This is a genomic window from Clostridioides sp. ES-S-0010-02, assembly GCA_020641055.1.
Lineage (GTDB): Bacteria > Bacillota > Clostridia > Peptostreptococcales > Peptostreptococcaceae > Clostridioides.
The window spans coordinates 755,089-779,013 of the sequence record CP067345.1 but is presented as its reverse complement, the minus strand read 5'-3'; the positions used below and the strand labels follow the sequence as shown (position 1 = coordinate 779,013).

Annotated in this window: 20 protein-coding genes and 1 pseudogene; 1 reads left to right on the top strand and 20 read right to left on the bottom strand. The window is 28.5% G+C overall.

Annotated features, from left to right (window positions below):
- Window positions 1-8: 8 nt before the first annotated feature.
- From JJC01_03980 to JJC01_03970, 3 genes and pseudogenes are all read right to left on the bottom strand, one after another.
- Entirely contained in the window at window positions 9-1,268 is a 1,260-nt protein-coding gene (locus JJC01_03980; GenBank protein ID UDN59030.1) for an MFS transporter, read from the bottom strand.
- A gap of 285 nt (window positions 1,269-1,553) precedes the next feature.
- A complete protein-coding gene (locus tag JJC01_03975; GenBank protein UDN59029.1) occupies window positions 1,554-2,795 on the bottom strand; it encodes a DUF1254 domain-containing protein in 1,242 nt (413 codons plus the stop codon).
- A gap of 360 nt (window positions 2,796-3,155) precedes the next feature.
- Window positions 3,156-3,418, bottom strand: a pseudogene (locus JJC01_03970) (hypothetical protein).
- A 146-nt stretch (window positions 3,419-3,564) separates the two neighbouring features.
- Here JJC01_03970 and JJC01_03965 point away from each other — a divergent pair.
- Window positions 3,565-4,890 (top strand): hypothetical protein, encoded by a 1,326-nt coding sequence (locus tag JJC01_03965; protein ID UDN59028.1) that lies wholly within the window; start codon window positions 3,565-3,567, stop codon window positions 4,888-4,890.
- Between the two features lie 261 nt (window positions 4,891-5,151).
- On the opposite strand, the gene JJC01_03960 is transcribed toward JJC01_03965, so the two are convergent.
- The 17 genes from JJC01_03960 to JJC01_03880 all read right to left on the bottom strand — a co-directional run bounded on the left by JJC01_03960 (window position 5,152) and on the right by JJC01_03880 (window position 23,737).
- Window positions 5,152-6,531 carry an amidohydrolase gene (locus JJC01_03960; GenBank protein ID UDN59027.1) on the bottom strand — a complete coding sequence of 460 codons (1,380 nt, stop codon included), beginning with the start codon at window positions 6,529-6,531 and terminating at the stop codon, window positions 5,152-5,154.
- Window positions 6,532-6,561: 30 nt separating this feature from the next.
- The gene (locus JJC01_03955; GenBank protein UDN59026.1) at window positions 6,562-7,770 is read right to left on the bottom strand and encodes a hypothetical protein; all 1,209 of its coding nucleotides are present in this window, start codon (window positions 7,768-7,770) and stop codon (window positions 6,562-6,564) included.
- 684 nt (window positions 7,771-8,454) lie between these two features.
- Window positions 8,455-8,859, bottom strand: a complete 405-nt coding sequence (locus JJC01_03950; GenBank protein ID UDN59025.1) for a DUF3139 domain-containing protein — start codon at window positions 8,857-8,859, stop codon at window positions 8,455-8,457.
- A gap of 210 nt (window positions 8,860-9,069) precedes the next feature.
- Window positions 9,070-10,257 (bottom strand): glucosyltransferase, encoded by a 1,188-nt coding sequence (locus tag JJC01_03945; GenBank protein ID UDN59024.1) that lies wholly within the window; start codon window positions 10,255-10,257, stop codon window positions 9,070-9,072.
- A gap of 31 nt (window positions 10,258-10,288) precedes the next feature.
- Window positions 10,289-10,714 carry a helix-turn-helix transcriptional regulator gene (locus tag JJC01_03940; protein ID UDN59023.1) on the bottom strand — a complete coding sequence of 142 codons (426 nt, stop codon included), beginning with the start codon at window positions 10,712-10,714 and terminating at the stop codon, window positions 10,289-10,291.
- A gap of 160 nt (window positions 10,715-10,874) precedes the next feature.
- On the bottom strand, window positions 10,875-11,240 hold the full coding sequence (locus JJC01_03935) for a winged helix-turn-helix transcriptional regulator (GenBank protein UDN59022.1): 366 nt from the start codon (window positions 11,238-11,240) through the stop codon (window positions 10,875-10,877).
- Window positions 11,241-11,255: 15 nt separating this feature from the next.
- A complete protein-coding gene (locus JJC01_03930) occupies window positions 11,256-12,032 on the bottom strand; it encodes a nitroreductase family protein (GenBank protein ID UDN59021.1) in 777 nt (258 codons plus the stop codon).
- A gap of 393 nt (window positions 12,033-12,425) precedes the next feature.
- On the bottom strand, window positions 12,426-12,875 hold the full coding sequence (locus tag JJC01_03925) for a PTS sugar transporter subunit IIA (protein ID UDN59020.1): 450 nt from the start codon (window positions 12,873-12,875) through the stop codon (window positions 12,426-12,428).
- Window positions 12,865-14,772 (bottom strand): transcription antiterminator, encoded by a 1,908-nt coding sequence (locus JJC01_03920; GenBank protein UDN59019.1) that lies wholly within the window; start codon window positions 14,770-14,772, stop codon window positions 12,865-12,867. The genes JJC01_03925 and JJC01_03920 overlap by 11 nt, the downstream gene beginning before the upstream one ends.
- Window positions 14,773-14,992: 220 nt before the next feature.
- Window positions 14,993-16,888 carry a PTS sugar transporter subunit IIA gene (locus tag JJC01_03915; protein UDN59018.1) on the bottom strand — a complete coding sequence of 632 codons (1,896 nt, stop codon included), beginning with the start codon at window positions 16,886-16,888 and terminating at the stop codon, window positions 14,993-14,995.
- A gap of 24 nt (window positions 16,889-16,912) precedes the next feature.
- The gene (locus JJC01_03910) at window positions 16,913-17,803 is read right to left on the bottom strand and encodes a ketose-bisphosphate aldolase (protein UDN59017.1); all 891 of its coding nucleotides are present in this window, start codon (window positions 17,801-17,803) and stop codon (window positions 16,913-16,915) included.
- 659 nt (window positions 17,804-18,462) lie between these two features.
- Window positions 18,463-20,160 (bottom strand): iron ABC transporter permease, encoded by a 1,698-nt coding sequence (locus JJC01_03905; GenBank protein ID UDN59016.1) that lies wholly within the window; start codon window positions 20,158-20,160, stop codon window positions 18,463-18,465.
- 1 nt (window position 20,161) lies between these two features.
- Window positions 20,162-21,154 (bottom strand): ABC transporter ATP-binding protein, encoded by a 993-nt coding sequence (locus JJC01_03900; GenBank protein ID UDN59015.1) that lies wholly within the window; start codon window positions 21,152-21,154, stop codon window positions 20,162-20,164.
- Window positions 21,155-21,393: 239 nt separating this feature from the next.
- The gene (locus JJC01_03895) at window positions 21,394-22,437 is read right to left on the bottom strand and encodes an extracellular solute-binding protein (protein UDN59014.1); all 1,044 of its coding nucleotides are present in this window, start codon (window positions 22,435-22,437) and stop codon (window positions 21,394-21,396) included.
- 349 nt (window positions 22,438-22,786) lie between these two features.
- Complete coding sequence (locus JJC01_03890; protein UDN59013.1) at window positions 22,787-23,020, bottom strand: hypothetical protein; 234 nt, start codon at window positions 23,018-23,020, stop codon at window positions 22,787-22,789.
- 5 nt (window positions 23,021-23,025) lie between these two features.
- Window positions 23,026-23,292: a hypothetical protein gene (locus JJC01_03885; GenBank protein UDN59012.1), complete on the bottom strand. Its 267-nt coding sequence runs from the start codon at window positions 23,290-23,292 to the stop codon at window positions 23,026-23,028.
- Window positions 23,293-23,440: 148 nt separating this feature from the next.
- Window positions 23,441-23,737 (bottom strand): FRG domain-containing protein, encoded by a 297-nt coding sequence (locus tag JJC01_03880; protein UDN59011.1) that lies wholly within the window; start codon window positions 23,735-23,737, stop codon window positions 23,441-23,443.
- Window positions 23,738-23,925 lie beyond the last annotated feature (188 nt).

Sequence of the window (23,925 nt, the reverse complement as noted above, 5' to 3'; positions counted from 1 at the left end):
AACAATAATTATTTTTTGTCTGCTAAATCTAATTTTTTACTGTTTTTATTACCAATTATTAAACATATTCCACCTATTGCTAATAATACGATTAAAAATACTAATACTATATTATAGCTTCCAAACTTATCATATATAAATCCATATATTGGAACTAACAATATAGATGCTAATGGAGAACCCATCGAAACTAAAGAAAATATTTTTTCATACTCTTTAGATCCAAAGAATGTAGAAGTTAAAATTGGAGATACAACTCCTATGGATGACATTGATAATCCATGTAAAAATGTTGCTGACATAAATACTGCATATTTATCTCCTGCAAATAAGAATAATATGATTGCTAGCAATCCAACAGCCACTACAGATATAGATGTTGTCATTATCCCTAATTTATCACTAAAAACACCTATTAATATTGAACCAATTGCTGACCCTATCATTGACAGAGAAAGAGCTGTTCCTATACTAACGATGGAATACCCTACACTTAAACCATAAGTTGTAATATGTTGAGAAAATACTGCAAATCCTGTTATAGAAATCATAAATACTAATAACATAAAAAATGCCAATGATTTAGTTGCAACTTTTGAAGATACACCTAAATTTTTATTATTCTTTGTTTCCTTATCAGTATTTTTAGTATTAGTATCGTATCCATATGGATGTGTATTTTTATCTCCTGGTTTATCTTTTAAAAAGATAACAGCCAATATTATAATACATACAATGGAAACTGCACCAAATGATACATATGTGAATCTCCATCCATTATTTGCTATTAAACCGCTTAATAAAGGTTGAAATACAGCTCCTAACAGACTTGTTATAGTCATCATTAATCCCATAACTAAACCTCTATTTGCTACAAACCATCTATTAATAAGCACAGGACCTAGAAGATTTACTAATAAAACAGCTCCCATAGCTAGAGGAACTGACATTATATACCATCCCCACACTGAATTCATAAATCCTAATGACACAAATGGTATGCCTTGTAATAATATTCCTATGATTGCAATTGTTTTAGCACTATATTTATTTAATATATTACCTGCTATAGGTAACCAAAATAGCATTGTGATTGAAGAAATACTTAAATAAATTGATAGTTGACCAATTCCAATACCAAGTTCCTGTGATACAGGTGATAAAAATAAACCTGATGATCCATTTAGAGCTGGCCCAGCAATTCCTCTAATCAACGATACAGCTACTAAAATTATCCATGCATAATGAAATTTCTTTAATTTAGACATATACATATCTCCTAACTGTTCTAAGTATAAAACACTCTAATTCAATAACTAAGTTACTAAATTAGAAGTATTTTAATTATATAATAGTTTCTATTGAGCCCAAAACGTCATATTTACAAAAGGTGTAAATTAGTCCTAATCCATAACATTCTATAGCACTATATACATTATTTACTATCTCACATACTTTTTATTCCATCGCTTTAGAATGTTAAGTTAATCTCTCATTAACAGATTTTAACTCTCCAGTATATACAAAACTACTCATAATATATCTCTTCTTTACTAATCTACTTTTTTTACTGCTGGAGGTTGCCAAGTTCCTTCTATAGCACAGTTATCTGGACCGTATAATCTCAAAGACATATAAAATTTTTCTTTTGGAGCTGGTAACCAGTTAGCTTTTTCTTCTTCTATTTCTGGTTCCTTATTCTGAATATATATTGTCAATGAACCATCTTCTTCATAAATTAATCCTTTTGTGCGGTCTCCTATTGAATAACGATCAATTTGATTATCATATAAAAATGCATTTCTAAATATATACATTGTTAATGACCAGAATTGGCTTACTGGAGGTAGTTCAACAGATGTAAATGTTAATCTATAGTCAAAATTACCATCTAGCATTTGTCCATTACTATCTTGAAATGTACTTGGATAAAGTGATTCTTGAGGTTGATTTGCAAGAGCTCCTTTATACCAAACTACTGCACGTTGAAGATAGTCTGTACCATAGTTTCCTATACCTTTACTAGCTATTCTCCAGAAATTGACTTCTTCACCAAATCTCATACCTCCTTCATCTATAAGCTTTTTAGCTTCTGAACAAGCTTCCTCTATTACTTCAACTGGCAATTCATTAATTTCTTTTACTTCTTTTAGTATATCTTTTTCATTTTTAGGCATTGATGATATTTGTAATACATTTTCTAATGTCTCGAAAAACTCTTTATTAGTTGAATTTTTGTAAACAGGTAAAGACTCTATATCATTAATTTCTACTTCAGAAATAGATTTCACTGTTATTTTATTTTGAATATCTTTTACTATTTCGATATCTAATTCATTATTTATTAAAATCCTCAAAAACGCTAGCACAAATGAAGTGTCACTTCTTACTAAATGGTAATCATCTGGCAGATTTCCATTCCAATCTGGTCCAACTATTACAAATTTTTTTGCACTAGTTCCTGTAGTTCTCTTTCCTACATTAGTTAAAGTTTCACTGACAAAATTCAATAATTGAATTGAATAATATCTTCCTTCAGTATCTGGAACCTCAATTACTACAGGTTCTTTTCTTAAGTCTAACCAGGCTCTTGAATATGTTGTATCATTATTTGGAGCTGGTATAAAGGATGTTTTAGGTGATGCTACTGATGCAGTATGTTCAAATTCATTAAATTTTGTGGTTTTTGTTTCTGGATTAACTACTTGTGTATAAAGTAATTCATACATACCAACTACTGGATATCCTTGGACATATACATCTACAATTTCTTTTTTAGTATTATTTTCTTTCATAAATATGTCTCCTCATTTTAGCTGTTTTCTTTCATTGTTTATCTTATTATGTTAGATAATGTAACCAAAATTGTAAAAAATAATCCTATATTAAATACTTTAGTAATAAATAAGCATAATCAAATCATAACTATTTAAATGTTCGTTATTCCATAACATAAATTAAATAAGCAAAAAATAAAGCCATGCAAACTAATCTAATTTACATGGCTTTATACTCATCAATCTACACCTAATACAGATTTAACTTTTGCTGCTATTGTAATAACTCTTGGTCCAAATACAACTTGAACTAAATTTTTCTTTCTTGCTGTAAAGCTTAACTTCTTCTGAGCTTCTTCCTAGTGTCTTTATATCAAGCTTCTTAATTGCCCATGTGAATATTACATAAGTAACTATAAAGAACATTGGGAAGTATCTCATTACCATAAATCCTAAATCATTTATTACTTTAAAGAATACATTTATAAATAAGCCTTCATGTATTAATCCACAAGCCTTAAATCAGAAACATTTTCCATATTTACAAAAGCTAACCTTAATTCTATAAATACCCCTGCTATAACAAGTAATATAATAGGAATCATCATTGATTCAGAAAGTACTTGTAATTTATCCTTCATTTTGTATAGATTATAATTAGTTAGACAATAAATATTTTGTCATGATATTATTATATATAATAGTACAAAGAGATATTGTTTTATCAGTGCTATAAAGAGTAATATCTAATATGAAATAATTATAATAATTGAAAAGGAAGTAATCTATGAAAATAGCAATCATAACAACTGAATTTTTAAAAGAATTTGTAGCTAATTCTATAAAAAAATTAAATATTAATGCAGAAATTGAAATATATATTTATAAAGATTTTTCTCATGTTGGAGATTTATATCTAGAAATCGAAGATAAGTTTGATGGATTCGCAGTCAGTGGACCTATACCTAAGGAAGCTATTACAAAAAAAGTTGGTACTATAAAAAAACCTTTAGTTGATTTTGGTACTGATTTACAAAGTTATTACGATATGTTTCTAAAACTTATTTTTAAATACAATACATTAGATTTTTCTAGAGCATACTTTGACCTAATGGATTGGGCAGATAATCCAAAAGACATATCATATTATCTATCAAATGGTACATTTGGAGATTTAATGTGTAGTATTAATGAAAATGCCTCTAAGATGAGTTTATCTGATATAGCAGAGCTTGAAAAAAATATTGAAAAAAAACATATTAAGTTATGGAATGAAGGGAAAATTGATTTTTCTACTACTCATTTTAGTAGTATTGTCCCTATGTTACAAGATGCAGGAGTAAATTTTCACTTCATATATCCTGACATAAATTTATTGAAAAGTACTTTTAATGAATTAATAAAGGACATTCATCTGCATAGAATGAAGGTAAACCAACCTGGTGTAATATATATAACAGTTAAAGATATGAACCATTATGATTATACTATAGACCAAATTTATAAAATATTAAACAATCTAAAAAAAGATAAATTAACTGATTTTATAATTGAAAAAGATAGTAGCTCTTTTAAGATTTTTACTAAATGTGAGACCATTAAATCATTAACTAAAAATTTCACTACATGTTATATAAAAGAATCTATTGAAAATAGTATAAACCTTAAAGTATGTGTTGGGTATGGAATTGGTAATAATATAAAACAAGCCATGTCTAATGCTATAAATGCTAATAAGGAATCTAAAATAAATCCTTTAAACTACAGTTTCTTAGTTAATGAAAGTTATGAGACAATAGGGCCTTTACTATGTGATAAATTACTTACTGTTTCAAATAAAGTAACTCCACACATAAATACAATTGCTAAAAATTCCAAATTGTCTACTCTTACTATTCAAAAGATTATATCTGTTACTGAAATTCTTCAAAGAGATGAAGTTACTCCTAAGGAATTATCTTCTTGTTTAAATGTAACAGTAAGAACTGCCAATAGATTTTTAAGTAGTCTACTAAAGTCTGGAAATGCTACTATATTATACGAAAAACAAAACTCAACAAAAGGTAGACCTGAGAGGGTATACAAATTATTTATATTAGAAAACAAACATTAAAATCTAGAGTACATAAAAATATTTTATCATTGAATAGTAAATAAAGTTATATGGTTTTCTAAAAGGTATATCCCATATTTGGTTTTTAAGATATACCTTTTGTGATATTTATTAATAATTTATGTTATTCCCTATTAAAATTATTTTGTAGCCATTTCACTTCGCAATGAGCAAATAAACAGTAAAATTTCGTGTTCTTTTGATAATGAAAAAATGCTGGCATAAAAATTGTAATCTTATATTTTAAACTTTATATCTCATTTAAGGAGTTGGAATATCATCTGGAATAGGACACTTATATGTTTTTCCATTCATAGATTTATCGAATTCTTCTTTTGCCTTTTTAGCTATATCTGGATTATTCAGTATCTTAGCTCCAAACATAGCCATAATTTTTGCCGCATATATCATACCTTTTTCTCCAATAGAACTTCCTGCACAAGATGTAAACTGCCAACTATGCCCAGGTGCCCCTAAGTTTGTACATCCTGTAAAAAAGTAGGCTGTAGGAACTATATGCATTACATCTCCAATATCAGTAGAACCATAGCTATTAAAGTTCGTAACATTTCCTCCACCATAATATAGATGAGTTCCTTCTGGTAAATTATATTTATTTATCATAGCCTTATATTGTTGTGGGCTTTGTCTATCTAATTCAGCTGCAAAATCCAATTCATCTTGAGTCCAAGGCTCTTGTTTAATATTATCCATACATTCTGACACAAGATTTGCTAAGACATGATTATTTAGAGTATTATAACATCCTCCTAAAAACTCTACTTCAACCTCAGTCTCAGTCATCATTGCAGCTCCTTTTGCTACTTTTATAAGTCTTTCATATGTATTTTCTACAGCTTCCCTACTTAAAGCTCTTGTATAATACCATACTGATGCTTTATCAGGAACTATGTTAGGTGCTACTCCTCCATCTGTAATGGTATAATGAATTCTTACATCAGAGGTAACATGTTCTCTCAAATAATTAGCTCCTACATTAGTAAGTTCTACAGCATCTAAAGCACTTCTTCCATTTTGAGGGTCTGAACCAGCATGTGCAGTTTTTCCTTTAAAATGAAATTTTACAGAGTTAACAGCTGTTGATATGCCAACTGTAGCTTCACTAATTTTATTTGGATGGAAATTTATAGCTAAGTCTAATCCTTTAAATGCACCACCTCTAGCCATAAATCCTTTACCTGTTAATTGTTCTTCTCCTGGACATGCATAAAATACTATAGTTCCACTTAAATGGTTTTCTATCATTTCTCTTTTAAGTCCTACTACTGCTCCTACATGTGCAGTACATAATAAGTTATGTCCACATCCATGACCATAACCTCCCAATTCAAATGCTTCTTGCTTTGTTGAAACTTTTTGGTTTAAACCAGGTAGCGCATCAAACTCTCCCATAAAACCTATAACTGGTTTTCCTGAGCCAAAACTAGCTTTAATAGCTGTAGCTAAGCCTCCTACTCCTATTTCTACATCAAATCCTTCACTTCTTAGAAAATTTGCTGTATTTTCACATGCTTTGAATTCTTTAAATGCTTTCTCTGGATTTTTCCATATTTTCTTACTTAAATCATCAAGTTTGAGTCTTTTTTCATCTATCTCATTTATAGAAATATTTCCTATCATTAACTTTACCTCCCATAAATCTATTTTACATTAACCAAATATAAGTGGACCTATTATACTAGCAAATGCCACTGAAGCAATAGTTACAGTAACAAAACCCCCTATAATCATTTTTGGTAATAAATAATCTGTTGCCCTTTGCTTCTCTTCTACAGTTCCTTCCATAGCATCAATACCTTCATTAGAAATTATCTGTGTTGCTGGATAAGCAAGCATACAAGTTACACCAATTGCTGCTGACATTCTTGGAGAGTATCCTAATAACTTTCCTACAATTGCAGTAAATAGTATTATGAATACAGCTCCTACAACTAGAATTCCTATAGTTGGAACAATCATTGCAAATAATGCTGTTGGAGTTACCTTAGCAAGTCCTCCAGGTAACATTAACATACATCCAAACATTATAATTCCATTAGATTGAGATTTATCTAAAATTCCCTTTTCTAAAAACCCTATTCGTGTAAAAATTAAACCTACTAACAAGCATGCTATATTTGGATTTAAATAATAATTTGCTGGAGTAAATCCTGGTATTAGAGTAGCTAATCCTACAAAGTTCCCAATCATAGCAACAAATGAAAGTTTTGCAAGATATACTAGATTGGAGGATTTCTTATTTGATTCTTCTTTAAAAATTCTCATACTTGGAAGCTTAAAATTACTCTTTGATACATCCTTTAAGAAATCTCCCCTATCTCTTTTAAATTTTAATTCTTTATTTATGCAATATGTTGTTATAGGAATACCAAAGAATTTTTGAAATGACAATACTAGGATTACAAATGCTGCAAGTTCAGGTCTATTTGCTGCTTCTGCAACCGTTGTTACAATAATACCAGCAACAGTAGAACCTGCTATTGGAGGTGCTGCTATTAAAGCATACTCTCTACCAAATAACATACTACCAACTGTGAAACAACCAACCGCTATGCCTACAATACCTACTAATGCAATTACAACTGTTTTCCATTCATGGCATAAATCCTCAAGGTTTATAAGCGTTCCCAAGTTGGTTATTAACAATGCTATACCAAAGTTACTCATTGCAGCTAATATCCCTGATGCTCCTGTAACGTCTTTTGGAAGAATATTTGTCCAAAAGCCTAATAAAAATATAATACATACAAATAGCAATGTTGAAATTGCACCTTTTGTTTTCTTAGATAAAAACTCACTAAAAGCATAAATCATTACACATACAGTAAAGCAAGTAAGCGGATTCCAAAAATTTTCCATTGTTGTTTCCTCCTAAATATAATAATTTTTATCAATAAAACAATAATTATAAAGTGTGTATTCTGTAGTTATTCTCAACTACATATAGCACAATTTGATATTTTTTGATGATATTTTATACGTCTCAAATTATTCCTAAAATACCTAATATAAATTAATAACATATCCATTAATATTGTTAAGAGATACCTTATTTTAACTATTTCTTTTAAGTCTTCTTTAGGTGCAAACTTGTATTTGCTAATGCCTCCCCTCTTTAAGTTAGACTATATCTAGCGACTTTAGAAATCGTATTCCTAGCAATAAAAATTATTTGTCATATTAAATAAATGATAAACTATATGTCTATAGTAGTCCTAAATTATTCTTAAATTAGTAAAAAAAAATAAATTTACTAAAATAAGGTCACTAGTTTTTATTTTGTCAAACTATTCTTGATATAAATTATAATTTCAAACTTTACTTTTGTCAATATATTCTGACAATAAATTACAAGTTTATAGTTTTAGAATTATTCTTAATCTTCTTATATCACCATGTACTTTATACTTAAATGATTATCATTCAGAAGTTATTCTAGAAGATTCCTACTATATATTACTTTTTATACAATATACTTTTTTAAGATTGAATATAATGTTATGTATCTATTTTTCAATAAAAATACTCCTATTTTATCATGAGCTATTTATCCAACATGCCTTTAAGATAAACTGGTGGATGCTTTACACCTTTTAATTCTTCATTGCTTTTTAAAAGTTTATTATTATTTTCTATATCATAAATTTGTAACATTACTTTATTTACATATAGAGCATAATAATCATCACTATAAAAATATTGATATTCATATTGAGGGTCATCTTTGTAATATACTCTATATAGTATTCCTTTGTAGCTTGCTTTCTTTGCTTTTTCTCTTGTAATACTCTTTATATTATCTTTTGAAATATCTTGCTTTACCATATACTTGTTAATATATATTTCAGCCTCCTTCCATGGTTTAATGTAGTTTTTATACACAACAAACCCTGTTACACTTATAATACTTATAATTAATACTCCTAAAATAACTTTATACTTTTTCATATTAATCCTCCCTACTTCAATCTAAATTTTTTTCAGTTCTAATGTTAAAAACTTGATATAATATACTAAAAAAGAGATGTTATATTTTTTTATTAAAATATAACATCTCTCATATTTAGTATCAATATATATGCCCCAACTGGTAGGTTAAGTGACCCCACTGTCAGTATTTTGATTAAGTGGTATGTATTGTCCATTTTAACCAATTTACTATATTTTAATTGCTCTACTATCACATATAAACTGTAATATCACATCTGCTGCTTTTTTTGAACCTCCTGCATTATAAAAACTTTTTGATAGTTTAGTTGCATTTTCTTTGTATTCATTATCATTCATAACTTGAAATACTGCATCTTTAATATCTTTTGATTTATTTTCTTTTAACATGAGCCCTGCGCCCAAATAAGTAACTCTATTAGCTACCATTCTCTGCTCCGAATGTTGTGGAAATAATACCATAGGTACTCCATAATATAAACTTTCATTAACACTATTCATCCCACAATGAGTAATAAACACATCAGTTTCTTGAAGTACAGTAGTCTGTTTGACACTATTTTTAACTTCAAAATTATTTGGTATATGTCCTAAACTTTTAATATCAGTATCACTACCAACAGACATAATTACATCAACCTCATAATCTTCAAATGCATTTATACAGTTTTTATAAAAGTTAATATTTTTATTATTAATTGTACCAAGTGAAATATATATTAGCTTTTTCTTTCTCTCTTTGGGTCCAATAATTACCTTTGATACTGATGGCCCTACAAATGAATATTTACTAGAAAAAGTTTCTACCATTGGTTGAAATTCTTTTGATGTATATACAATAGTATTCGTATCATCATCATTAGAAACTATAGAAATAAAGTTTTTTACCTCATATCCTTTTCTTCGTAAAAGCTTTATTTTTTTATTAATACGTCTCATACCAAAAACCATACATATAATTTCTATAAAGCTTTGTTTCATCATCTTCGCTGTATGTTTATTAATCGCGAAAGTTGTTGTAGAACATATATATGGAATATTAAGTTTTTGTGCAAATAATTTTCCCCAAAAACTTAGTGAATCTGATACAATACAATCTGGATTAAATTCTTTAAGTTCTCTACAAACTTTTTCATCTAAAGATATGGTAGTATCTACTATCATCTCAATTAACCCAGAAAAATCTTTACCAATTTTTTTCTCATCTCCAGGACGTAATTCTGGAAGATATTTATCACAACAAATAAATTTTGCTCCAGCACCTTCAATTTTATCTTTAAATTCATTAAAAGAATAGTACAATACCTCATTCCTTCTATCTACCAATTCACGAACTACTTCAACGGTAGGATTGGTGTGACCATATGCAGGAATACTGAAAAATACTATTTTGCCCATATTTTATCCATCCTTTTATAATTTTTTTAAATTACTCTTCTTTACTTATTACCCCCATATGACCTATAAAATTTATCAAATCACGTTGATGAACAATTCCTAATCCTCTTTCTTCATCTCCTAGTATCAATAATTTGTCCCCTGAGTTTATATTAAATACATCCCTTGCTTCTTTTGGAATAACAATCTGACCACGTTCACCAACTACGACAGCTCCAAAGAAAAATTTTCCTGTAGGTGGTACTATAATCCCTGATTTTTCTTCCGAATGATTAACTAAATCATCTAATCTGACATTATACAATTTTGCAAGTTTAATACAACTATCTATATCAGGAGTAGATTCTCCATTTTCCCATTTTGCTACTGATTGTCTAGAAACATTAAGTTTTTCAGCTAATTCTTCTTGTGTGTACTGGTGAATTTTTCTTAGTCTTTTCAAATTCGTATTAATCATATTTTTCATACCTCCTATGTTTATAGTATTAGATTTATTACTTAAATTCTATCAACTAATCTTAACATTCATGTATATATTTTTATACATAAAAAAGAGCTATCACAGAACAAATTTAATTTATTCATGCGACAACCCCTTTTTGCTAAATCACTTTACTTTACTCACCTTTTCTTACATCATCTTCACCAATATGTTGTATTCCAACAAATATAAGATTTATTAGCTCTGTTAGTGATTTCCATTGTGATTTTTTTGAATCAAGATAATAATAATTTCTAGTTCCTTCTCTACGTACATTAACAATTTCTGCTTCTTTCAATATTTTAAGATGATGAGATACAGCAGGACGAGAAAGATGTGTTTTTTCTGTAATTTCTCCTACTCGTATACCATTGAAGTCACTTTCTAAGAGTGTTATTAAAATTAACTGTCTAGTTTCATCTCCCATAGCAGAAATAGCTTTACGACATTCTTTAAATTTAGATGTTATTTCTTGTATTCTTTGCTGACATTCTTTTTCCATAAACTCCTCCATACCTTATAAGTATCTAACACTTGCTGGTTCTTTTTGTGCAGTACGTCTATATTTAACATCTGGATATCCAATCACTAGTGTCATAAGTACATGATTCCTGTGTTTTAGACCTAAAAGTTTTTTTAACTTTGGTGAATTATTTGCTACATCTGAAAAATATCCACTAAATAAAACCCCCAGACCATAAGATTCTGCCATTAGTGCCATATTAGATGCTGCAAGTGAACCACTAATCTTATCTTTTGTTACTATCATTATTGCAATAGGAGCATGCTTGAAGAAAAAGTTATCATCAACCTCAACTTCCTTTGAATATTTAACAGCAATATTTGCAATAGGTTTTATTTTTCTAAAAAATCTCACTGCTTCCTTTTCATATATTGCTTTTTTATTGTCTAAAACAATATATGATACATCTTGTGAATTTTTAGCACTAGGTGTGTATCTACCTGCTTCAATAATTTGCTTTACAATTTCTGAAGAAACTTCTTTATCTTTAAATTTCCGGATACTTCTTCTAGATTTAATTGCCATTAGTAATTCATCTGAGTCTAAGTTTGGCTTATTTGTAAGTTCTATTGGTGGTTCATCAAACCCTGTAAGTGTAATAGCTTCTTTGGGACAGATTGCTGCACAGTGTCCACACATTAGACAATCTTGCTTTTTAATTACTGATTTTTTATTTTCTATAATTATATTATTTACTGGACAATCATTTTTACAAAGTCCACATCCAATACAAAGGTCTTTATTAACTTCAATTATATGTTGATATTTCATATACATTCATCTACCTTTCGTTCATTAGTTTAAACTATTATAACACGAAGATGTTTTTTATATTCATTGGTAAAGAATTTGATTACCATTAAATTTTTAATACCTCTATTACACAAGTTTTTCATAGATTTTAAAGTATTATAGGTTTTGTATAATAAAAAAGACAAGCTTGAAATTTAAGCTCGTCTTTTTTATCTCTTACTATAAAATAAACTCTCTCTTCCTTTTTAGCAAATCTCTCCATGAATCCTGCTACATTATTATCAACTAATAACTTTCCTTTGTTTAATCCTAATAACTCATATCAATAATTTGGCACATGTTTAGAATCGGTAAAGATGATAACACATTTTTCATTCCAAAATAAATTCAAATTTATAGTTTATACAATATCTATGCTTCATAAAATACACCTACTATTTCTTTTTTGGTATGTGCACTTAAAAGCCTTTCACTTATATCTTTACCACCTAAAATATAAGCTATTTTAGATATTAACATTATATCTTCTTTACCTTCAGATTGTGGCATAGCAAACATAATTACTAATTTTACAGGCAAGCCATCTATACTTGGCCAATCTACACCTTCTCTAGATTTACCTATTACCACAGATGCTTTCTTTACATACTTTGTTTTTCCATGTGGCATAGCCATTTGATAACCTATACTTGTAGAGCCCATTTTCTCTCTATGATTTAGTGCCTTTATAAACTTACTTTTTGAAGTTATACTTCCTTTATCATATAATTTATCTACTAATTCTTGTATTATACCTTCTTTTGTAGTTGATTTTAAGTCTAAAATAACACTTTCCTCGCTTAATATTTCTCTAATTTCCATTTATTTTCTCCAGTACATTGTTATCAAATAATATTTTAATATCCTCTTCTCTTTCGCAATCTATTATATAATTTATATAGTTCTTTTGCCTATATAGATTTGATACTTCAATCAGAATATGTTTTAAAAAGCTATGATTACTAGTTTCTAAGTAAAGGTCAATCGTTCTATTAATATTATTGACATTCATTATTCCCTTATTTACTTTACTTTGATTGCATATATATATATTTAAATCTTTTCCTAATGCAATAGATTCATATTTACTGCTTAAATTCATACCTATTAAACTTCTCATCTGGCTTACATCAAAATTAAAATATATATTATCTTTTAAATATACTCCTAATAAGTTTGTATCTAAGTCCATACTTTTTCTAGGTTTATTAAGTAAAGCATTTTTTATATTATTAATATCACTTTCCATTAATAGTACTGATACAACTATATGTGATTTCTCTTTCAAATCTAAATTTACAGTAGATATTACAAAATCTACATCATCCAAATTTCGCTTATTCAACTGATGCATGGGAATTATATCAACTATAGTCCATTCAGGAAATTCTCTTTTTAATCTAGCAGCAAGAAGCTGAGATGTTCCATATCCTGTATTACAAACTACTATTACTCTTTTACTACTCATATTTCTTTCTATAGCTGCTTGAAAATATGTAGCAATATACGAAACTTCATCTATACTAATATTCTTCAGATTATAATGCTCTGTCATAATATTTATAGTCATCATGCATAACCCCAATACCTCAGAAAATCGCTCTTGTATCTCTTCTAATAATGGATTTTTTATTTGGATATCATATCTTAATCTGTTTAACATGTGTCTTACATGAGATGTCAGACTTTTTTGCAGTAGTTCATCATCTTTAAGATTTATATTTAAAAACTGTGACATATTCTCTATCATTATAGATGATATTTTTTCACTATCACTTAATATATCTGATTCATCATTGCAACGCTTATTGCTTTCGCTACTAAATCCAGATGATACTAAATATATATATATATATTTAATTTCATCTTTAGTTATTTTTACTCTGTATCTATTTTCTATTTTACCTATAAGTGTAGTGACCTTTTGATATACTAACTCATCCAAATTACATATAGAGACTTCCTTTTCTTCCTGAAAATCTATTTGATTACCTTCTTCAACTCTCTTTAAGCATATAAGTATATGTGTAATTAAATTTATATAGTAGGGCTGACTTATAACATATCCTAAATTATCTTCTAATTCTGTAATTATAGTTTCTACAAATATGATAGAATCAATATCAAATAAATTTATCAATGCACTAAATGTAGCAGAATCTAATCTGGTTAACTCAGATATATCGTGCTGTTCATAATTTTCATCTAATAAATCATCTACCATCTTAGCAATCGATTTCCTTATATCTACTTCTTTACCTATAATTTTAGTTCCCTCTAAGGTTTTATTAAGTTTTAAATTATATTCTTTTATCCATTCCTCTATATATTTAAAATCATTTACTATAGAAGTTTTACTTACATAATATTTATCCGATAACTGATTTATTGAAGTTATATTATTTGAATTTAATAATAGATATTTTAAAATTTCCATTCTTCTTTGCTCTACTGATAAAGACTTATTTCCCTTTGGTTGTATATTTAAACTATTAATTAGGTCTATATCTTTCTTTGCTGACGCTTCTATTAATATTCCGCAACCCCTTTTTATATCAATTTTTATATCGAAAGTTTCTAAATATATCTCAATCATCTTCAAATCTTTTTGTAATGTTTTATCTGATACATTTAATTTATCTTTAAAGTATTTTATAGGTCTATATTCACTTTCATTTAATATCAATTTAAGAAATTCAATTTGCCTTGATGCAAGCATACTTATGCCCCCTACCCATTTTTTGATATTTCTATTAATTACTATTTTAGCATATTTAATAACTATGTAAAAATACTAAAATACTTCTGTATCATAAAAGAATTTATGATACACTTTACAAAATCGATATAATATAGGATATAATTTTAAAATAAAAAATAAGGATATTGAGAGGTTGCTAACTACTTCCAATATCCTTATTTTAGCTCTTATTTATAATTTAAGCACCAAGTACTTCAACTTCACCACTTCCACTCTTTATAGTAGGCTTTGTTATTCCTATAATTAAAGTTGTTATTACTGTGCCAGCTAATATACAAGCTATATACGCAACTGGTGCACTACATGCAAATGGTATTACAAATATTCCTCCATGTGGTGCCATCAAGGTTATATCTAAACTCATACATATTGCCCCACCTATACAAGAACCAATTATGTTTGCCGGAATCATTCTTAACGGATCTGCAGCTGCAAAGGGTATTGCTCCTTCCGTTATAAAAGATGCTCCCATTATAGCAGTTGGTAGTGCTGACTTTCTTTCTTCTTTAGTAAACTTATTTTTAAATATTAACATGGCTAATGCTATTGCTAATGGAGGTACCATTCCACCCACCATTAATGCTGCTGATGGTTCAAATACATTACTAGAAAACATAGCTAATCCAAATGCAGAAGCTGTTTTATTAATAGGTCCTCCCATATCTGATGCCATCATTCCTGCTAATATTGCACCTAATAATACTTTATTAGTTCCAGACATACTTTGTAACCAGGACTGTAAAGCTTCATTTAACCATGATGCTGGTGTATTAACTACGAAGAACATTATAGCTCCACTTGTGAATGCAATCAGCAGTGGACATATCAGTACAGCATTTACCCCTTTTAATACATCTGGTAAGTTTTCTGTTATCTTCATTACTCCTAAAGCTATATATCCAGTTGCAAATCCTGCTACCATACCTCCTAGGAATCCTGAACCTCCAATAACTGCCATAAAACCAGCTATCATAGCAGGAGCAAAACCTTGTCTTCCTGCAATTGATTTAGCTATAAAACCAGCAAGTATTGGTATGAATAACTTAAATGCTGAATCGCCTCCAAGTTGTCCAAAGAATCCAGCTATAGGATTGTATGTTTCATGAGTTGGGTCTGATGCAAATATACCAAACATAAATGCTATAGCTATACCAATCCCACCTATTACTACAAATGGAATCATTTCAGATACACCATTCATTAAGTGCTTATAAATACCTTTTTTCTCTGACCCTTGAAGTATTTCTTTTGAATCTTCTAAAGTTTTCCCACCTGGCTTAATTTCTTTAGCCATTCCATTTTCAGCATTTATAATTAAATTTTTGGCTAATGAAACATTCTTAGCATCTGCTACTTTCTTTTGTAATACTTTCTTTCCTATAAATCTACTTGTTTGAACTTCTCTATCACAAGCTATTATTACGTATTCAGCTCTTTTTATATCTTCTTTAGTTAACTTATTTTCTACACCTATGGCTCCATGTGTTTCTATTTTAACTTCATATCCAAGTTCTTGACCTGCTTCTTCTAACGCTTTTTTTGCCATAAAAGTATGAGCTATACCTGTTGGACATCCTGTTATTCCAACTATAAGACCTTTATTTTGATTATTACTTGAATCTCCTGATTCTACAGCTTTATAATTAAATATATCTAATATTTCATATGGAGTTTCTGCACTTAGTAGGTTCTTAATAAGATTTTCATCCATTAAATATGTAGCTAGTTTAGATATAATCTTAAGATGCTCGTCTAAACCTGACTCTGGAACTGCTATCATAAAAAATGACCTAAGTTTTTGACCATCATTATCCGTGATATCCTTATCTGTTCTTAAATACATCATTACAGGTCGCTTTACTGTACTTGACTTAGCATGAGGGATAGCTATTAAATTTCCCATGTTAGTTGGTGATTCTTTTTCACGTTTATTAATATCAATTATAAACTTTTCTTTATCATTTATATAATTTCCATGATACAAATGATTTGCCATATAATCAATTACATCTTTTTTAGTTTGTAATTGTTTATCTAATACAATACAATCACTACGTAATATTTTGTCTACCATAAATTCGCCCCTCCCTTTAATTTGTTATCCAATCACTGATTCTTCTTTTGGTGAAAAGCATTTTAATTTATCTATGTCATTGAATAAATTCATTTTAAACTCTATAACTTCCCTTGCAGCTTCTATACATTGTGGATATATAGCATCTGGTTCATATAAACTTGGATTTTGTTCTAATACTTCTCTGCACTTCTTATAATACGCTGATTTAACATCACTTGAAATATTTACTTTACAAACTCCTAGTTTAACTGCTTGTGCTATTTCTTCATCTGGATTTGACGATCCGCCATGAAGAACTAAAGGTATATCTACTACTTCTTTTATTTCTTTTAATAAATCTAATTTAAGCTCTGGTTTAAACCCTTTTGGATATATACCATGTGCTGTACCAATTGCAATGGCTAATGTGTCTACACCTGTTTTTTCAACAAAATCCCTAGCTAATTGTGGATTTGTATATATTATTTCATCAGAACCACCTTCTCCTGATGTTCCAGTTGTTCCTATTGTTCCAAGTTCTCCTTCTACAGATATATTTAATCCTTTTGCAATTTCTACTACTGCCCTAGATATTGCTACATTTTCTTCATATGATAAATGTGAGCCATCAATCATTACTGATGTAAATCCACATCTTATAGCTCTTAATATTTGACTTTTATTTGCTCCATGGTCTAAGTGTATTACCATAGGTACCTTACTCTTATGTGCTTCTTCTATACAACTAGCTACAAAGCTATCTTCTAGGAAACTTAACTCATTTGGGTGTATTGCAAGTATTACTGGTGCATTTTTTTCATTAGCACTCTGTACTACTGCTTTAAGTATTTGCCCACTCCCTATATTAAATGCTGGTACTGCAAATTGATTTTCTTGTGCTACTTTTAACATTTCCTTCATATTTATTAACATATTGTACCTCCTGATATTTTAATTTTAATTTATTTGTTATTGTTTATATTTAAATAATATCAGGGTAATAAAAGTCAGAAAATAACAATCGTTTTCCTTATTGAAAAGGAACTTTTATTATATATTCTTAGTTCCTTTTCAATAAGGAGCTTTTAGAAGTCTATATCACAGTTAATTATATTTCTTAAACTTATTTATTATCAATACTCAATAAGCTCAAAAGCTGACTCTAATAATTGTGATTACTTTGTAAATCTTCATTTAAATTCTATCCTCTAGATATATCATCAATTTATCAAAAGATACAAACATATCAAATACCCTACTTTCATTTACTTGAAAATTAACATTCAATAATAGCATATCTTACATAGATGTTATATTTTACATACCTATTAGCTATAAATTTTAAAACACTAGCACTATAGTTAATGCTATATTGATATCAAAAAATCAAAAAGATATTAGCCAGACAGCCAATATCTTTTTGTACATTTCAATGGTATAGATGATTTATAGGAATCATACTCACAATTATCTAATTTTTAGATGTCATAAGCTTGACATAACACACCAAAATTACACTTCTTGAGTTCATTTCTAAGAAATAAAGAAACTTGGTTTTCTAATCACTAATTTATAAATTAGTATCTACTATTTTATGTAAATCTTTTTCTATCTAATTTAAAAATTATTCCTAATGCTATATAACATATCCCAATTACTAATACACCATAAGCCATAGATACTCCTATCTTAAATTCTTGCATATTAGTTACAATGGATATTGAAATAGGTCTATTGTAAACGCCATAAAGCAAGGCTGACATTGTATATTCTCCAATTGTACGAATAAATACTAATATAGCCCCTGAAATTATTCCTGGCATCATATTTGGGATTATTATATTATAAAAGGTTTGTATTCTTCCAGCACCTAAACTCCTTGATGATTCTTCTAGTCCTAAATTTATTGACTTCATAGCAACCTCATTGGATGAAAATAGTAATGGCAAGGCATAAATTGTATATGCTATAGGCAAAATATAAAAACCACCTATTAAGGATTCATTAAAAGCAAATATACTTTTTTGATTAAATGTATTAATTAGGTTAACTGCAATGGCACTTGCAGGCATACTCCAAGGTAACATTATAATAAATTTTGCTAGTCGATTATATGTATTATCCTTTTTAATTACTAAATATGATACTGGTACTGTAATTATTAATCCTAATGCTACTGCCATTAAAGACATTTTCAAACTGTTTAAAATAGGCTGTAATACACGTGATTTTTGGAAAATTATCTGGTAGTTTTCCAGTGTAAAATCTCTAGGAAATATGGTCGTCATAATTGAATGTGTGCTTACAAATGATAAGTATACAATAGTAATTATAGGGAGCATAATAATAATAATAATTTGTATTTCAATAATAATCTTACATACAAATGTAAATAAGTCTTTTTTTCTATTGTCAACTTTATAACTTTGAGATTTTAGGGATGATACTACTCCATATTTTTTGCCATAATACTGTAACAAAAGCATAAATGCAATCCCCATTAGTAACAAAGTAATCACTTGAACTGAAGCTATATCCATATGGTTATTAGCCTTAGACCTAACAATCTGAGTACTCAAAACTTTAAAACCACCACCTATAAGATTTGGTGCTGAGAAAGAACTAATACCTGATGCAAAAGTTATAATAGTAGAAGTTATAACAGCTGGTGTAATAACAGGCCATATTACATCGAAAAATACTCTTAGCTTTGATGCTCCCATTCCTTTTGCAGCTTCAACTGTTGAGTAATCCACATATTTTAAGGCAACATATACATTTAAATAAAAATACACATACTGAGTATAGGCAACCACAAATAAAATTCCCTTTAATCCACTAAAATCATAGGGTTTGTTGATAAATGAGAGTAAAATTTCTATAGATTTTGTAACTATCCCACTTTCTCCATAAAGCTGAATACATGCAATTACCATAATTACTCCAGGAATCATCATTGGACTTAGTAAAAGAATATGTATGATTTTTTTGTGTTTATCACAAACAAATGTCATATACAAGGCAAGTGATATACCCATAATTCCACACACAACTACAGAACCCAATCCCAAAATTATAGTATTGCTTACTACCCTTAAATTATTAGTATTTGAAAAATATTCTTTGAATACTTCAAAAGAATATCCAGCTTCACCTTGAAATGCTTGTGCAAAGGTGTTAGCTATTGGAACGATAATATATCCAATCAGAATCCAAAATAATATACTGTATAAAATAATAGAAATAATATTTTTAGATGTGAATTTACTATGGTTTCTTTTTTTAATCATATTATTCACCTTGTAGCACACCTAAATATGCCCTATCCCCTACATTTAATTTATTACTATTATTCAGCCTATTAAGTTCAGTCACTTGATATTTTTTCTCATTATTTGATACTGTATATTCTAAAATTGGTCCTAAGAAACGCTTAGATTCTACTTTTACTTTTACAAACCCACTTTGGTTAGTATTTTGCAACAATACCATTTCTTCAGGTCTTTTATAAATATAAGGCTTTGTCTCTTTTTCAATATTAAAATTAACATAATCCTCTTTTTCAATACAGTTTGAAGTGCCTACAAAATTTGCCACAAAATCATTCAATGGTCTTTTGTAGACTTCCATTGGCATACCAATTTGAAGAACTTTACCCTTATCCATTACAGCTATTCTATCAGAAATAGCCAACGCCTCTTGTTGATCATGAGTAATAAATAAAGTAGTAATACCAATTTTTTGCTGTATCTCTCTTATTTCTTCTCTCATTTTAACTCTTAAAGCTACATCTAGATTAGACATTGGTTCATCTAATAAAAGCATAGTAGGCTCAGTAGCTAATGCTCTTGCTACTGCCACTCTTTGTTGCTGTCCACCAGATAATTCATCAATCTTTTTTTTCCTAAAATCTTTCATTCCTGCCAGTTCTAAATAAGTATCACATTTTTCTACTATAATTTTTTTAGATAATTTTTTTATTTTTAATCCATAAGATACATTTTCTTCTACAGTCATATTTGGAAACAATGCATAGTTTTGAAAAACAGTTCCCATATTTCTATTTTCTGGTTCTAGGTTGGTAATATTATTATCACCAACATAAATACTCCCAGAAGAAGGTTTTATAAATCCACCAATTATTCTTAAAATGGTTGTTTTACCACATCCAGAAGGGCCTAATAAAGTAAAAAATTCGCCTTCTTTGATGGATATATTAATATCATGTAATACTTTTTCTTTTCCATAATAATGATTAATTTCCTTTAATTCTATATTCTCCATATCGACCCCACAAATTATCTAATATTTATAAATTTTTAAATATACACATGATGAATCACTTCACATCATCAGCTACTTCATTAATTACTCAAAAGCTATTTTATTTAATATCAGAGTATTAGCATCATTAGGTAGCGTGAATTACACAAAAACCATGATATACTATAGTTCCCTTATACGTAAAATAGCGAGGAAAGTCCTCACTATTTTTGTATATAATATTAAATTATCTAACTAGACTATTTTATAGTTTTATTATTATCTATTATATCTGTTTCCCACTTTTCAATCCAGTTAGATTGATTTTTTCCAATTACAGACCAATCTACATCCATAGCTTTATATTCTTTCGACATCCACTTTGGTGAATCTTTAAGTGCAGAATCTAATGTTGGTATACGGTTAAAATCATTTGCAACCATAGATTGGACTTTAGCACTTCCAACAAAATCTACAAATTTAGCTGCTGCATTTGGATGTGGTGCATTTTTTAAAGCTGCTACACAGTCTGTAATTACTACAGAACCACTCTCTGCATCCACAACTTCTAATGGCATATTATTTTTTTCTTTATTATCTATTATATCACTTAACACTGCAACAGATATAGCAGCTTCACCTTTACCTATTGCTGAATACATAACACTTCCACTATTGTAGTAGTTCTTTATATTTTTATTTAAATCTTCAAGATACTTCCAAGCTTCAGCTTCACTCTTAGTAGTTGAATAGTAATTGATTAAGTTACTAACAGTAGAACGCATAGATGATGATAATGAGTCTCTAGTAACTATTAAATCTTTATATTCTTCTTTTGTTAAATCGCTCCAATCTTTTGGTGCTTTATCAGCTGATAATAATTTTGTGTTATAAAACATCATTACTGGTGTTTTTATAGTTCCATACCAATATCCTTCTGAATCTTTATAAGACTTGTCCAATTCATTATTCCAACTTGGTTCAATCTTTTCATATAATCCTTCTTCTTTTAATTGCATATATGTAGACGTATCCCCACCAAACATTATGTCTGCTTGTGGATTATCTTTTTCACTTCTAACACGATCTGCTAGTTCACCCTTTAAGTTTATAAATTCAACATTAACTCCTGTTTCCTTTGTAAATTCTTCAGAAATCGCTCCTAGCATATCCTCACCATTAGTAGTATATACTACTAATGTATCCTCTAATTTATCACTTTTTGCTGCATTATCATTGCTACAAGCTACCAGTGATAATGACATCACTACAGTTAATAAAATAGCTGCTATTTTTCTCTTCATATCAATACCTCCCCCATCTTCTCCATGTTCATTTTAAATGTTATTATTCTTATAGTCAACGATTCGACAATAATCTATATAATTGTATTTTTCTATAATTACTTATTTTGTTATTGTTTTTTTCTATGTCTATACTTATTTTTATACATATAAATTTTATATTCATATTAATCCATTTTTCAATCTGGGTATTTTATTTCTTTGAAACATATTTTAAATATTAGTATTATCATTGTAAAAATCAGATATATAAAAATACTATGATTTTATATAGTTAATTACAAAATCAAAATAAGGATACAAATTAATTTCATATTATCTTGTATCCTTAATTCGTATCTAGTTTTAACTATTTATCTTGGATAGCCTTTATGATACACAATCCATTTTCTAGCATTAATTCTTGAGCCAAGTATATATGACCCTTACAGTGCATATCTGATACACCCTCACTTATAAGTTTATATGTTTCAGAAGTATATAAACAATCCATACTTTCTTCCAAACTCTTGCCTGTCTGCTTAGAAAATTCTAATATAATTTTTTTATATAGTATTTGTAATAATGTTTTATTTGCTTCCATAAGCACTATACCTTCTCTTCACATCTAAATTTTAAAAGAAATAGTCTACATTCCTCTGCTATATTGTCATTTAATTCTATTTTAACCAAAAATTCACTAGCCTCTTCATCTAATGAAATCCCTTTTGCACCTTGAAGCATAAAAAATCCATTTTGAGAAACAAATCTATCATTACTTCTTCTTGGTACAATTGCAAAGCTATCTATAGATATATGTCCTTCCAAGAAGTCTCTATAATTTTTAATTCTATCTGGTAATATATCTAAAGTCAATAAACCTATATTCTCAAATCTACTATCATTTTCACTTTCATATAAATTTTTTCAACTCTTGTTTAATCCAATCTGCAATAGCATCCATATACATGCACTTTTCCCATCTTTCTTATCTTTAATAGCAAAGTATAATGATGTTATAAAGCTATCTGTCCAAATAAAGAAATCTTGTAGGCAAGTTACAATGTTTCATTAAAAATAGTACATCCCAATCTTTATTTTCATAAAATTGATTATAATAAGAATCTTCACAATTTATAAAATAATTGAAAATATTGTTTTCTGAATCTCTTATTATACTCAAATTCTTATCAATTCTATATAAACCACCATTTAACCTATAATTTATATTATTATGTACCCTAAACCATACTATTCCAGATTCTTTTTTAAACACTGAAATATATTTTAAAATATCATCTAAATTATCTATAAATCTCACCCCTTACAAAAAAATAAAAAGCCTCAACCTCTCTTAAGAGCGGTTGAAGCTTTTAATCTTCCTCAACAAATCTATAGAGGATTTCAATGGTGGAGACGAATTGCAGGAATAATACCCACTAACATTTCTTCTATTAATCTAGATTACACTGATAACAATTTATACTATTATTACACTAGTATTTTTGG